Origin of the sequence: Pseudoalteromonas sp. T1lg21 (genome assembly GCF_002964625.1) — a bacterium.
GTDB lineage: Bacteria > Pseudomonadota > Gammaproteobacteria > Enterobacterales > Alteromonadaceae > Pseudoalteromonas > Pseudoalteromonas gelatinilytica.
This window is the reverse complement of sequence record NZ_PQBX01000061.1, coordinates 534,271-548,226: the sequence shown is the minus strand read 5'-3', so window position 1 is coordinate 548,226 and position 13,956 is coordinate 534,271. Positions and strand designations below refer to the sequence as shown.

Annotated in this window: 12 protein-coding genes; 1 reads left to right on the top strand and 11 read right to left on the bottom strand. The window is 42.2% G+C overall.

Translation table 11 applies throughout. The features are described from left to right. The first annotated feature begins 25 nt into the window (after positions 1-25). Positions 26-832, top strand: coding sequence for an ion transporter (locus tag C2M25_RS19185; protein ID WP_171038308.1), 807 nt, complete (start codon positions 26-28; stop codon positions 830-832). A 291-nt stretch (positions 833-1,123) separates the two neighbouring features. Here C2M25_RS19185 and C2M25_RS19180 read toward each other — a convergent pair whose 3' ends face one another. The 11 genes from C2M25_RS19180 to C2M25_RS19130 form a co-directional block, all read right to left on the bottom strand. Next, positions 1,124-1,411, bottom strand: coding sequence for a hypothetical protein (locus tag C2M25_RS19180; protein ID WP_105181900.1), 288 nt, complete (start codon positions 1,409-1,411; stop codon positions 1,124-1,126). Between the two features lie 6 nt (positions 1,412-1,417). Continuing rightward, on the bottom strand, positions 1,418-1,798 hold the full coding sequence (locus C2M25_RS19175; protein ID WP_105173467.1) for a VOC family protein: 381 nt from the start codon (positions 1,796-1,798) through the stop codon (positions 1,418-1,420). Between the two features lie 384 nt (positions 1,799-2,182). After that, positions 2,183-2,617, bottom strand: coding sequence for a GNAT family N-acetyltransferase (locus tag C2M25_RS19170; RefSeq protein WP_105181899.1), 435 nt, complete (start codon positions 2,615-2,617; stop codon positions 2,183-2,185). A 249-nt stretch (positions 2,618-2,866) separates the two neighbouring features. Continuing rightward, positions 2,867-3,478: an FMN-binding negative transcriptional regulator gene (locus C2M25_RS19165; protein WP_105173469.1), complete on the bottom strand. Its 612-nt coding sequence runs from the start codon at positions 3,476-3,478 to the stop codon at positions 2,867-2,869. Positions 3,479-3,539: 61 nt separating this feature from the next. Continuing rightward, complete coding sequence (gene asd / locus C2M25_RS19160) at positions 3,540-4,682, bottom strand: aspartate-semialdehyde dehydrogenase (RefSeq protein WP_063707371.1); 1,143 nt, start codon at positions 4,680-4,682, stop codon at positions 3,540-3,542. A 119-nt stretch (positions 4,683-4,801) separates the two neighbouring features. Further along, a complete protein-coding gene (gene yegS, locus C2M25_RS19155; RefSeq protein ID WP_105181898.1) occupies positions 4,802-5,698 on the bottom strand; it encodes a lipid kinase YegS in 897 nt (298 codons plus the stop codon). Between the two features lie 126 nt (positions 5,699-5,824). After that, a complete protein-coding gene (locus C2M25_RS19150) occupies positions 5,825-8,458 on the bottom strand; it encodes a TonB-dependent receptor domain-containing protein (protein ID WP_063707375.1) in 2,634 nt (877 codons plus the stop codon). A 78-nt stretch (positions 8,459-8,536) separates the two neighbouring features. Next, positions 8,537-11,290: a hypothetical protein gene (locus C2M25_RS19145; protein WP_105181897.1), complete on the bottom strand. Its 2,754-nt coding sequence runs from the start codon at positions 11,288-11,290 to the stop codon at positions 8,537-8,539. 291 nt (positions 11,291-11,581) lie between these two features. Continuing rightward, positions 11,582-12,889 carry a tetratricopeptide repeat protein gene (locus C2M25_RS19140; RefSeq protein WP_105173473.1) on the bottom strand — a complete coding sequence of 436 codons (1,308 nt, stop codon included), beginning with the start codon at positions 12,887-12,889 and terminating at the stop codon, positions 11,582-11,584. A gap of 17 nt (positions 12,890-12,906) precedes the next feature. Further along, positions 12,907-13,512 (bottom strand): energy transducer TonB, encoded by a 606-nt coding sequence (locus tag C2M25_RS19135; protein WP_062568031.1) that lies wholly within the window; start codon positions 13,510-13,512, stop codon positions 12,907-12,909. Positions 13,513-13,524: 12 nt separating this feature from the next. Beyond that, a complete protein-coding gene (locus C2M25_RS19130; RefSeq protein ID WP_063707380.1) occupies positions 13,525-13,938 on the bottom strand; it encodes an ExbD/TolR family protein in 414 nt (137 codons plus the stop codon). Positions 13,939-13,956: the final 18 nt, after the last annotated feature.

The window sequence follows — 13,956 nt, the reverse complement described above, 5'->3', positions numbered from 1 at the left end:
TATTATAACCAAAGGGTTCTATATGATGTTGTCGCAGTTACAAGAGCTGTTTCAGCGTATCGATAAAAGTAAAATTTTTCAATCATTTGTTATTGCTGTCATTGTTATTTCAGCGCTAACAGTGGGGGCACACACCTACTCATTACATCCAACTGCCGAGCTTGCCTTACACTGGATGGACTTAGGGATTACAGTATTCTTTTTAGTTGAACTGGTGATCCGTTTTATTGCCAGTCGTGGCTTTAAAGATTTCTTCAGCAAAGGCTGGAATATTTTCGATTTTATAATCGTGGTTGGTAGCCTTTACCCTGCTGCTGGCTCAACCCTTTTCATCGCCCGATTATTGCGTATTTTCCGCGTATTGCGACTAGTGTCGATGATCCCAGAACTTAGATTGCTGGTTAACTCGCTTCTAAAAGCTATCCCGCAAATGGGCTATATCGCCCTGCTTATGTTCGTGATCTTCTACATTTATGCCGCCATGGGTAGCATGCTGTTTGCTGACATTAACCCAGTATTGTGGGGCGATGTATCAATTTCTATGCTAACCCTATTTAGGATTGCAACGTTTGAGGATTGGACCGATGTTATGTATGAAACGATGGCTGTGTATGAACTCAGCTGGATTTTCTATCTAACGTTCATCTTCTTAACGGCCTTTGTATTTTTAAACATGATGGTTGGTGCGATTTTAGAAGTTATGTCTGAAGAGCATCGTAACGCCCGTGAAGAGCAAACATCTGATGCCGACATGCCTGCAACCAAAGGGCAAATTGCTCAGCTGCAAGCTGAAATGGCCGAACTCAAACAACTACTGAAAGAAAAGCAGTGACGTTTTTGGAGCTAAGCTTTTTAGATAATAGTTTTTAGCTATTAGGCGCTAGGACCTAGAACCTAGCGCTTCTACTTTAAAACTTATAAATATGAAGCAGCTTTTTGCAATCGAACTCAACCTGAAAATTTACGATCCAACTCGATAATTTCTTCTTTTATAGCTTTCACTTGCTCTTGTGCAGCGGATGCTCTAGCAAACCCAATTCAATAATGCCTGTGCATTTATTTATAAATGTTATCTAGCCCACTATTTAACCTCAAAGCACTTGTTTAAATTCATGGATTATTATCAAAATAAGCTTGATATCTGGCCTTCTGCTATTTTTGTATGACATACAAACAATTCAAAAGGCATACCAATATACATACCTTGATGAGCGGATGAATCCAACACTTCTATAAATATATCAGCAGTTTCTCCATCAAAGAACTCTTTACCCTCTTCAAAAATAAGTCTACAGCTGGTATCGACACGGTTCAAATATGAAATTCGAGGGTAACAACCACTTCCTGTATATCTAAATGCATGAGGCGTGCGTTCTATGACTAAGAAAGTAACTTTTGCTGTAATATTCATTACATATCATCCTCTTTTTTCTACCTTCCATGGCGGGTTTAAGCGGTTTTCTCCGGCCCAATATAATTTAATTTTATTCCCTGATGGGTCTTTTAGAATTGCTTCCGTCCATAAATAGCGCTGTGCGGTTGGCGGCTGTTCAAAGCGAATGCCTTTTTCAACAAGGCTTGCATAGAGCTCATCGAGCTGCTCATGTTCAAAATATATTACCGCACTGTTACTAAACTCTTCAGTTTCTAATGACAGCGAAAATGTGGCATCACCATCTGGGCATTGAAAGCGCGCATAATGCGGGGTATCCACTATCTGAATCATTCCCAGTGTTAAGTAAAAAGCCACCGCTTCATTCATATCCTTTACAGGTAACGTCACCTGATTGAGATTCATTTGCTACTCCCTTGTAATGCTTTATTCGTTGCTTCAGCATATCGCGTTCATTAAATTAAGCAAAAGATAAGTGACGAGTTAGCGAGTTGCGAGAGTAAAGTTAGCGAGTTGCGAGAGTAAAGTTAGCGAGTTACGAGAGCAAAGTTTCTAGGAGGCGTTTCAACGCCGAACAAGTAGCAGCGATTTTACATCGCGTCCTAGAGCCTGACTCCTAGCGCCTAATGTTTTCTTTCGTAGGCGTGAAACTTGTTTCGCGCGTTGTAGGTCGTGCTTTAGCGCGTTATAAGAGAAGTTAGCGAGTTTCAAGTTGCGAGAGTAAAGTTAGTAAGAGTTTGTAGGAGGCGTTTCAACGGCGAACATCTAAATTCACGGCTGAAGCCGCTCCTACACGAGCTCCATGTGCAATATTGGAAATGGTTTACCCATATCATCTAAGGGCGAGCGTGAGGCAACTTTAAAGCCCATATGCTGATAAAAGCCAACTGCAAGTGGGTTTTGCTCATTAACATCCACTTTGTGAGCAGCTAATTGCTCAACCGCATAGTTAAGTAGGGCTTTACCTATACCCTTACCTCTTGCGGCATCTAAAATAAACAACATTTCTATTTTGCACTCATGTACGCCAACGAAGCCTAAAATTGCCTGATGCTCATCCTTAATACACTTTAAAGTAACATTAGGAAACGCCTGCTCTATGATAATTGGCTTAAAAAAAGCGATGTCGTCTTCTGTTATAAAATCATGGGTTGCTCGTACTGAGTTTTCCCATACAGCAAGTAGCTCTGGGTAATCTTCAGCGTTCACATTGTCTATTTTCATTGATTAAATACTCATAATTGCTGCTAGCAAAGTAACATCAGGTTTTAGAATTCACACAAGTATTATTCAAGCAATAAACCAAAGTAAAGCATTGTCACGATTTCAGACATAACTCCCGCGAGCGATAAATATGACATTTAGTTGACAGGGGCATGGAATGTACTAACTTTAGTTTTAGTAATTAACATGCTTTTAACAAAGCAGTGCTTGATACTTTCCAACCAATTGGCAGCATTTGCGGGATGCAAATTAGCTGCCTATTCCTACTTCATGTTTAAGCATATAGCTAAGTAAAGCTTGGGCATCTGGGTGTTTATCTGCCCTTAACCCTGTTACAACACCTTGTTGATCCGCCGCCGATTTATGCTGGCCTAACTTCTCTTTTGCCTGAATTGAATCAAGTTCGATTTTAATACCCACTATGCCACGGAGTAATTTGGCTTGATAATCAGCTGGCAACAAACTGGTGTCGTTTAAAATACTTGGCTCGTATTGGCTAATTAGTTCATCTAGGCAGGCTAAGGTGTTGTCATCATCGAGGTATTCTACTTTGCCCTGGGCATGCACCGCAGCGTAGTTCCAAGTCGATACAGCTGGCTTCTCACTATACCAAGTCGGTGAAATATAACTATGTGGGCCATTAAAAACCACCAATACACGGGTATCTTGCAAGCTTTTGCCATGACGATTTGCCCGTGACACATGACCATACAAGGTACCAAACTCGCCCTCATCGGGTTTATAAACTAATGGTAGATGGGTTGCCTCAAACTCACTATCAACCATCAATGCAAAGCTGTAGGTTTTGATGAACTGCGATACTCGCTCTGGTGTCATTTTCCATTTATTAGGGGTGTGCATTACTTTCCTTTAGTGCTAAAAAAGGCCAGCAAACTGCTAGCCTTAATATTGAGTTGTATGATTAATGTTGACCATCAACAATAATGCGTAACATACGACGAAGTGGCTCAGCAGCCCCCCATAGCAGTTGGTCACCTACTGTAAACGCACTGATATATTCTGGACCCATCGCTAATTTGCGAATACGACCTACCGGAATAGACAGTGTGCCGGTTACTTTTACAGGTGTTAAATCAGTTGATGTAATGCCACGATCATTCGGGATCACTTTGACCCACTCATTGTGAGAAGCAAGAATTTCTTCAATTTGCTCAACGCTAATGTCTTTGCGCAGTTTAATTGTCATTGCTTGTGAGTGACAACGCATTGCGCCAATGCGAACACATAAGCCATCAACAGGGATAGGTTGTTCGCTGCTGCCTAAAATTTTGTTCGCTTCAACTTGCGCTTTCCACTCTTCTTTACTTTGACCGCTTGGCATTGGTACATCAATCCAAGGAATAAGGCTACCTGCTAGAGGCACACCAAACTGGTCTTGTGGTAAATCGCTTGAGGCAATTTTTTCGGTGACTAACTTATCAATCTCAAGAATCGCAGCATTTGGATCTGCAAGTTTGTCAGCAACAGTTTCGTGAATTGCACCCATTTGCGCAATTAACTCTTTCATGTTGCGAGCGCCTGCACCAGACGCCGCTTGATATGTCATTGGGCTTACCCATTCAATCAAGTCTTGCTCAAATAAACCGCCTAGTGCTAATAGCATCAGTGATACGGTACAGTTACCGCCCACATAGGTTTTAACACCTTGCTCTAAACCCGCACTGATAACGTCTTTATTTACCGGATCTAGCACAATAATACTGTCGTCACTCATACGCAGTGCCGATGCCGCATCAATCCAGTAACCTTGCCAACCTGATTCACGTAATTGCGGGTAAACGGCTTTGGTATAGTCACCGCCTTGGCAAGTAACAACAATATCCATCTTCGCAAGCTCAGCGATATCATTGGCATCTAAAAGCGGTTTAGCAGGACCCGCAAGATCAGGACCTAATTGACCGGTTTGTGAGGTGGTGAAAAAAGTCGTGTCGATATTAGAAAAATCATTTTCTTGCTGCATACGTTCTAATAACACAGAGCCAACCATGCCCCGCCAACCGACTAATCCTACTTTTTTCATTGTTTGTTCCACTGTTTGATTCATTCCAATTACCTAAACTGTTAAAAATTAAAGTCCATTGCGTGAGAGTTTAATTTTTACAGAAGTAATCTAGCATTGCGGCCCAAGCAAAACCAGCGCTAACCGAGTAACATCAAAATTTTTCATCTTAGCATTGGACATGCGTCTGGTAGCACTAAGTTTAGCGCACCAGCATGCACTTCAAAACGTTGTTGCTTTGAGGTGATTGGCTCGCCATCTAAGTTTATTGGCATTTCTGTTTGTGTTTGCCATTCAAGCCAAGGCACTTGAAAGCGTTTTACCCACTGTTGTGATGAGTTAGGGTAATTGCTGAGCTCTTCGATAACCGCTGGTACATCTGAAATTGCAAATGAGGTAAACGCCACTAAATCAACCAAGCCATCATTTATGTACGCATGGGGCGCAAGGGGCTGACCGCCACCCGCTTGGCGTCCATTACACACGGCAGCGGCAATAATATCGCCCGAAGTTCGTTCACCATCAGGCAGCGTTAACTCGCCACTGTAAGGCACAAAACTTAGCGCTTGTACAAGCCCTGCCAAGGTATACGCGCCACCACCGAGTAAGTTTTTCAGTGCAGGCGGTGTGGTTGCGGTAATTTTTGCCCCAAAGCCAGCACTGGCTACGTTCACAAAATAACGCTTATCAACCTCTACCGTATCAATTGCATGCGGCTGACCCTGTGCGGCAAGTTTAAGCGCTGGCAAGTACCCGTGAGGAATATTAGCGGCTGTAGCAAAATCATTTGCTGTGCCCATAGGTAAAATTGCAAGCTCTAAACGTTGTGACTTTTCTAGTTTCATTAATGCATTAACGGCTTCATTAACGGTGCCATCGCCACCAGCTACGACAATACGTTTTACACCTTCTGCGACGGCTTCATTGATAAAGCGCTCAATGTCACCGCCTTCATAGGTAACACGCACCGCCAGTGGCTGACTAGTTCGAAATTGACCAATGGCATCACGAAGCTGCTCATCAGCCGCTTTTTTACCATTTATAATTAACCGTAAGTCCATTTTTAATCCCTGTTTAAACACGTTGAACTACCATAACACGCAATGGTTTATAGACAAAAAAGCCCTGCTAGTGCAGGGCTGAATCAACGTTAGGATTTATTATTGTATCCTTCCTTGGTCAGAGATTTAAAACTGATATTTGTACTCAATTGAGAACTCAGTGCCTTTCTCTTTAGAGCGAGTTAAGGTACCCGCTGACTCTATTTCAGATTTTGCGCCCAAGATATTCGTCACTTTAAACTTCAAGCTTGAGTTGAAATCAGGGAAATAGGTGTAGTTAAAGTCTAGAGAGTGGAAAGGTTGCTCCATCCAATCTTCTTGACCTTCAATGCCAGGAATTATAATTCGCTCACCAAATACGTTATAGATTAGCGTTGAAGCATGTTGCCCACTAGGTGCGTCATAGCCTAACTGCATGTTTACAACATATTTTGAGTGACCCGTCATGCGACGTGTTGTATTTGTAACCGCTGCAGAAACCCCTGTTTGTTCAACAATCGCCTGACGGTCCATGTTGATTTCTGAGTCACTTAAAGTCACGTTACCAGTCATGAATACGTCTTGCCAGAATCCACCTAAGAAAGCGAAATCTTTCAAGTATTCAAATTCAACACCCGCAACATAGCCATCTTCTGCATTAGCAATACGTACCAGAGGTGGACCATCTTGTGCAGGTGATTGAACAGACTCAATTGGGTCAACCATGTCTTTATAGAACACACCAACAGAGAAGTTCTCGCCCGTATCAAAATAGTTTTCCCAGCGGAAATCATAGTTTTTGATTTGGGTTGTACGGAGACCTGGCGTACCACCTACAGGGTATTCAGTAAGCGGATCGATGTAAGTTGCATCAGAAATCTCACGTAAATCTGGGCGAACAACAGTTTCACCATAGCTTAAGCGCCATTGCGTTTCGTCACTTTGTACATAAGTTAATGCAAGTGCGCTATAAACGTCATCTTCACGGAATGCGAGCTGATCTAACTCATCATAATCGATTGAAGATGCAAGGCCACCAGTGAATGGGTCAAGCGGAACAGATACTTGACGGAAATCTTCCCAACGTAAACCACCTGTAATACGCCATGTGTTATTGAAGAAGAAATCAGCTTCGAAGTAGTATGCATCCACTTTTTGCGCTGACTTATAGTCATCGCCTGATACCGTTGTGTCGTTTAAGATTGGCTGCGTTAGTGACGCGTTTGTAAGTACATCATCAGATAAAATGGTGTTTAACTCATTTCCGTTTAAGTCAACATCTGAGAATGCACGTGTATTGATATCAAAACGACGGTTAGTTGCTGAGCGCTCTTTAGAGATAAAGTCAGCACCTGATTTAAGCTCAACATCCACGCCATCTAGCATGATAGGCAACGTAAAGTTAAAACCGTAGTTCTCTACTTCATCATCCAAATCTTGGAAAGTGTAACGTGCAGCTGTTGTTGCATTCGTTAGTGCGCTTTCGTTAACTGTATCGTAAAACCCATCTTCGTTAGCATCAGTAACAATAAAACGCGTTTCCATATTACCTGGTGCGTAACGATTTGAGCGACCAATTGAATACTTCCAATCGAGGCCAGCATAATTTAACCATTCAAAGGTATGCATACCTTTTAATTGATTAACAATCAGTTCACGTTCTTCATAACGAACATCGTACGAGCGTACACGCTTGTTATCAGAGGTATTGTTGTTTTGGTCAATACCTAAACGGTCTGAAATTTTATCTTCAGTATCGCGTAAGATTAAAGCCGTGTAGTCAATTTTATGCGCTTTGTCATACTCAACACCAACCGTAACCATTCCTGATGTCTTAACCGTGTGTTCTGTACTTAGTACTTGGTCATAACCACGGATCATGGTTGTTGAGTTTTCACCAATCAAGAAACCTTGACCTTGATACTCATCTGAAACAACGTGCTTATTATCGTAGCTAAGCGACGATAAGAAACCGTAGCGCCATTTATCAGATTCAAAGCTGTTACCTAACGTGGCAGTGAACTTTGTATTTGGATCAACCTTTGCTGATTTTGGATCATAATCGCGATTTAACGACAGTGCTAAAGCACGGCTTTGCTCAGGTGTTAAATCATCAAGCGATTGACCACTTTGGTATACATCAAGGATAGGACGCGGAATTTCGCGTGTGCCATCGTCAACACCGTACCAGTCATCCGAACCACCGTTGTATTCAAGACCATCATCAAAGTTATTCGTGTTATAACCAAGCTGACCCGTCACATCAAATACAAACTGATCAGGAATTGATTTCAAGCGAATATCAACGTTACCACCACCAAAAGATGCTGGCATTGACGGTGAATATGACTTTTGTACTGATAAGCTTTCGATAATACCTGATGGAAATAAATCCAGTGGTAATACAGAACGCGTTGGATCTGGGCTTGGTACAGCAGAATTATTTAACTGTGTACTTGAATATCGTTCACCTAGACCACGTACATAAATAAACTTACCATCAACAAGTGTTAAACCTGTTACACGGCGTAGCGCTGCAGCAGCGTCACTATCACCACTACGTGAAATTTGCTCTGCGCCCATAATATCAGCAACGAATGCTTGCTGTTTACGCTCTTCTAGAACAGCTGTTGCAGTGCCTTTTAAACGACTTGCACTTACAACAACTTCTTCAAGAACAGCTTCTTCGTCTGCTTCAGCTGCGTGTGCTGAGACACTCAATCCGCATAAGATAGCTGCGCTTAGTGCTGTTAAGCTGAACTGTTTTGAATATTGTTTCATGTTTACCTCTATCTGAAATAAGTTACAGAAAGTTGTTTAAAGGTGCTAAACACGTTGTTTAGCACCTCGCTTACTGTGTTATTCCAGACCTACTGTCCAACCTTCAGTCCAGTTGTTATCAGCAGATACTGCACCAATGTGCGTTGTTGTATCGAAGAAACCGTCGATTGCTTTAACGTCTGTCGCTGTTGTTGTATCGATAGTGAAAATACCATTTACAACTTGCGTTTGGCCTGTAGCAACTAAGTTACCTAATGTGTTTGTCCACCAGTTTTCAACACTGAAATCTACACCACTTGGGTCTTTGAAGTTTTCAGAACATGCAATCACTGATGATTTAATCATTAAGGTACCATCTTGAGCATTCTTAACTGTTTCACTTTCACCTGAAGCAGCACCTTCAATCTCTAGACATTCGCCCATACCTTCAGGGCCCGTTACGATTGCGTTATAGATTTGCGCACCCGTACCTTCACGGAAGTACATACCTTCTGAGTCATCTTCACCATCAAAGGTATTACCGATGATTGTTAAGTTAGCAATTGTTGGGTTTGACTTAGGTGTTTTAGACGGTGTAGAACCATCGTTGTCTGCTTCAATACCACGGTTCGCGTCTGAGTTATCAGCTGCTTGCTTAACAAGAATGTGCTGCATTTTACCTTGGAAACCATTGTCCCAGTCGATGCTGTCATCTTGAATGCTTGTTAGTACTAAGTACTTCGCTTGTACGTTACCACCGAAGAACTCAACACCGTCATCCGCATTTTGGTGAACTTGCACATACTCAACAGTAGTACCAGAACCAACACCACCAAACGTGATACCGTTTAATTCGTTATCTGGTGCGATTTCGTAACCACCATTCATCACACGAACATAACGCAATGTACCTGAGTTATCCGTTGTATCAGTACCACCGAACACCGCACCTGACTCAACACCTTCAACTTGAAGTGCACAATCACCTTCTGCTGGACACTTGTTTGATGGTGCGTTACCAAGAAGTACTAAACCACCCCATTGACCAGCGGCTGTAGTACCACCCATTACATCTTGGCTTGAAGTGAACGAGATTGGCTCATCTTTAGTACCGTTAGCATTAATTTTTGAACCACGGCTAATTACTAAGTAATCATCACCTGTACGGCCATATACTGTTACGCCTGGCTCGATTGTTAAAGTAGCTGAATCTGCATTATCTTCACCTACAAATACTGCGCCGCTTAATGCGTAGTAGTTACCCGCAGTAAGAGTTAAATCAGCGGTGATACGACCAGACACTTCACATGTTGTTGTGCTGCCATCAACTGGAGAAATTGACGTTGTACCTGATGGACAACCTGCTACTGCTGGTGGCGCAGTTACTTCACCGCCACCGTAACCAAATGCCCAACCTTCACGCCAGTCATCTGAATCATTCAGTGCACCAACAAAGTCAACTGTATCGAAGAACGCATCAACAGTATTTGCTACATCTTGGCCCGCGCCTAGTAATGGAGAACCTGCAATTGGTTGACCGTTTGCACCAAGCATTGGCTTATCATTGATTACGTTACCAGATTGTGCTGTAAACCACGTTTCAAGCTCTAGTAATGAATTGCCGCTACCATCAACTGGGTTTTTGAAGTTTTCGCCATTAGTACACGACATGAAAGTGTTTTGAATTAAGATAGTACCATCGTTAGCGTTATTAACTGTTTCGCTTACACCGTCTTCAGCACCTTCAATTTCTAAACACTCACCCATTTCGTCAGAACCAGTGATCACAGAGTTGTAAAGGTGTAAACCTGTACCTTCACGAAGGTAGATACCCTCAGCATCGTCTTCACCGTCGAAGTTGTTGCCGATGATTGTTAAGTTAGAGATGATTGGTAATGATTTTGGTTCTTTAGAAGGTGTGCTACCGTCGTTATCTGCTTCGATACCACGGTTTGCATCTGTTGAATCTGGATCTTGTTCAACGTAAACGAATTGCATTTTACCTTGGTAACCATTGTCCCAGTCGATGCTATCGTCGTCGATGCTTGTTAATACAACGTGCTTCAGATTTACCGCACCACCGAAGAATTCAACACCATCATCTGAGTTGTTGTGAACTTGTAAGTACTCAACCGTTGTACCAGAACCAACAGCACCAAATGTAATACCATTTAGTTCATTATCTGGGGCAATTTCATAACCAGCATTTTTAACAACAACGTACTTTAAAGTACCTGAACTATCTGTATTGTCTGTACCGCCGAATACAGCACCAGATTCAACACCTTCAACTTGAAGAGCACAATCGCCTTCAGCAGGACACTTATTAGAGATACCGTTACCAAGAAGCACCATACCGCCCCATTGGCCTGCAGATGTTTCTTCACCAACTACGTCTTGCTTAGAAGTAAAGATGATAGGGTCGTTTTTAGTACCTGTAGCTTCAATTTTAGAGTCACGGCTAACAACTAGGTAATCAGAACCGCTGTTACCGAATACTACCGCACCCGCTTCAATTGTTAACGTTGCACTGTCTGCTTTATCGTTACCAACGAATACAGCACCATCAAGCGCCCAAAATGCGTCTGTTGATAATGTTGTATTTTCAGTGATTACGCCTGAAAGAACTTGTACTGTCACATCACGACCTAATGCAGCAGACACTTCGTTCGAAAGACTTTGGCTGTATACACCCGGTAACTCTTCAGTTGTTGGTGGTGTAGTTGGGTTAGTAGGTGTAGTTGGTTGCTCAACTGTTTCTTCTACGTTGATGTTGATATCACCACCACCACAACCTGCTAGTGAGATTGCTGTAGCTACAAGACTAACCTTGAATAAGCCAGATAATTTCATTGTTCACTCCGTTAAGATAGATATTTAATTATTGTGTTAGCGCATAAACTCAAGTCACCGAAAAAGCACTGCAAAATAATGCTTTTGGGTCACTTGAGTTTTAAACTGCGACTACCTTACGGGAGCTGTATGACAAACTAGTTACACTTTAATAAACATAAAATGACAATATTAATTATTTAAAAAAGAGTAAGTTAGTTAATTTTAGGAACGGAAAAAAGCCGCCCGAAGGCAGCTTTGGTGTTGCGATTATAAATTAGTTCTTTTGTACGCTTACCTGTTGAATACGATTTAGAGTAAAGCGGTACGTAATGTTTCGGCGTGCACTTTTTCACGCTTCACATACTTGATCCATTGCTCAGCTAAACGCTGTGACTTTTTGTGTTTTTCCGCTTGCTCAAACGCTAAAATCGAGGCATCAAAATTTTGTAAATTGTACTGCGCCATACCTAAGGCAACATACACATTTGATTCAAACTCTAAGCCGCCTTTATCTAGGGCTTTACGTGCTGCATCAGCTGCTTCTTCGTATTTTTCAAGGTTAATGCTTACCTCTGCAATACGTTGTTCGTACTGACCATGCGTAACTAAATCAGCGGCTTTTGCAAAGTAAGGAAGTGACTTTTCACCCTCTTTTGCTTGTACCATCGCTTCTGCAACAAAGGCATAGTTTTTCGCTGATTTTTCAGCGACACCGTCTTGCATTGCTTTACTCATCACGTTCGCCGCTTTAAAAGCCAGGCCGTTGTATAAATACACTTGTGATAATTGACGTAAATCTGATTTAGATTTCATGAAACCTTGTTGATATGCCGCTTCTAAAATCGCTAATTGCTTTTTCTCTGCGCCCGTTTCACCGTACATGCCACCTAACTGAACCCAGTACTCAGGCTTGTTGTAAAGCTTAACTAAACGCTCAAGTACCTCGACCACTTTGTCAGACTGGTTAAGTGAGTAGTACATAGCACGCTGTAAGATTAACCAGTTTTCTTTTGGCATTTCACCTTTGCTGTCGGCTTCTGCGATAGCAAGGTTAATGTTTTCAATGCCTTTTTGGTAATCTTTAAGCTGATAATACGCTTGTGATTTTAATACGTAATAAGCATCTGTTTTAGGCTTGTCGTTAATCACATCCCACTGCGCTAAATATTTGATTACCTTTTCGTAATCGCTATTAGCCATTGCAAGTTGCGCTAAGCTAAAGGTGGTGCTTACACGTAATGTCTCTGGAATCGCATCTTCGTTTACTACTTTTTCAAACGACGCAATTGCTTTATCTAAGTCGTTTTCGTTGTAGTAAATAAAACCGTAGAAATTATGCATCATGGCAATTTCATAGGAGTTCATGCTTGAAGAACGCTCTTGAATACTATCAAGGGCTGCTAATCCTGCTTTTGCATCACCATCATCAGCTAACTTTTGTGCTCGTGCTAATTGGCTATACACTTTTTCACGCAGTGCAGGTACACGTTTGGTTTTTTGTTCTTCAGCGTAAGCTGTTGCCAGTGTGACACCTGGTAACATGCTAACAACGCTTGGAATTACCAGGCTGCTTGTGAAAGCAGCCGCGCAAATCACGGCAACTTTTAAAGGTTTCATAATCGCATTCCTCTTTTCTAACCGTTAATTTGGAAAGAAATTTTGTTCTGTACGCCCGCTACTTCAACAGCTTCACCGTTAACAACGCGCGGTTTATATTTAAATTTAAGTGCTGCATCCATCGCAGCGCGGTCAAACAGTGATTCTGGTTCAGCTTTCACTACTTTCGGGTCACGTACTGTGCCTTGTTTAGTTACTGTAAACTCAACTATCACATAGCCTTCGATACCACGCGATAAAGCTCGGCGCGGATAAACAGGCGCTACCTTTACAATCGGTAGGTATTCACCGTCACTTGATTCAAGGGCTAAACCACCGGCTAAGTTAACATCGGCTTCAACACTGGCACCAAAGTCAAAGTTCGCATTGCTCGCGTTAGGATCACTGTTTTGCATTTGCGGTGATTCCATTGGCGGAGGTGGCTCTTTCGGCGTTGGTGGCTTTTGCGGTTTACGTTCTTTCTTTTGCACTGTCTCTTCTTTTTTCAGACGAACAAAATCAAGTACGTTTCCTTTTACGGGCTCAGACATGGCCCCTTCACCACCGGTGATCAGTGCCTGCATGCCTAAAAACAGCATGACAGTCACGATACCCGCGATGATTAATGCAACTATATAACGCATCGCTCACATTCCTTATGATGCTTCTTGCGCAGCAATCGACACATCAAATGCGCCTGCAGCACGCGATGCATCCATTACTTTGATAAGTACATCGGTTGTGGCTTTCTTATCAGCTTGAATCACCACGCTACCTTGTGGGTTTTCAGCTTTTAAGCGCTCAATATTTGCTTGTACTGCACGAATATCTACTTGGCGTTTGTTGATCCAAATTTCACCTTTGTCAGAAATAGCAACTAAGATGTTGGCACGCTCTTTTTTCACTGCCGTTGCCGCTTCAGGACGGTTTACATCAATACCGGCTTCTTTTACGAATGATGCTGTTACGATAAAGAAGATAAGCATGATGAAAACAACGTCTAGCATTGGCGTCATGTTGATTTCTTCTGCGTCGTCTTCTTGAAATAAGTTACCTAGTGGCGCTCTCATTGTTAGTCTCCTAGTGGG

What these genes read in the sequence shown, in the direction of transcription:
- C2M25_RS19185 (WP_171038308.1), top strand. Translation starts at nt 26, where the DNA reads ATGTTGTCGCAGTTACAAGAGCTGTTTCAGCGTATCGATAAAAGTAAA.
- C2M25_RS19180 (WP_105181900.1), bottom strand. Translation starts at nt 1,411, where the DNA reads ATGAATATTACAGCAAAAGTTACTTTCTTAGTCATAGAACGCACGCCT.
- C2M25_RS19175 (WP_105173467.1), bottom strand. Translation starts at nt 1,798, where the DNA reads ATGAATCTCAATCAGGTGACGTTACCTGTAAAGGATATGAATGAAGCG.
- C2M25_RS19170 (WP_105181899.1), bottom strand. Translation starts at nt 2,617, where the DNA reads ATGAAAATAGACAATGTGAACGCTGAAGATTACCCAGAGCTACTTGCT.
- C2M25_RS19165 (WP_105173469.1), bottom strand. Translation starts at nt 3,478, where the DNA reads ATGCACACCCCTAATAAATGGAAAATGACACCAGAGCGAGTATCGCAG.
- asd (WP_063707371.1), bottom strand. Translation starts at nt 4,682, where the DNA reads ATGAATCAAACAGTGGAACAAACAATGAAAAAAGTAGGATTAGTCGGT.
- yegS (WP_105181898.1), bottom strand. Translation starts at nt 5,698, where the DNA reads ATGGACTTACGGTTAATTATAAATGGTAAAAAAGCGGCTGATGAGCAG.
- C2M25_RS19150 (WP_063707375.1), bottom strand. Translation starts at nt 8,458, where the DNA reads ATGAAACAATATTCAAAACAGTTCAGCTTAACAGCACTAAGCGCAGCT.
- C2M25_RS19145 (WP_105181897.1), bottom strand. Translation starts at nt 11,290, where the DNA reads ATGAAATTATCTGGCTTATTCAAGGTTAGTCTTGTAGCTACAGCAATC.
- C2M25_RS19140 (WP_105173473.1), bottom strand. Translation starts at nt 12,889, where the DNA reads ATGAAACCTTTAAAAGTTGCCGTGATTTGCGCGGCTGCTTTCACAAGC.
- C2M25_RS19135 (WP_062568031.1), bottom strand. Translation starts at nt 13,512, where the DNA reads ATGCGTTATATAGTTGCATTAATCATCGCGGGTATCGTGACTGTCATG.
- C2M25_RS19130 (WP_063707380.1), bottom strand. Translation starts at nt 13,938, where the DNA reads ATGAGAGCGCCACTAGGTAACTTATTTCAAGAAGACGACGCAGAAGAA.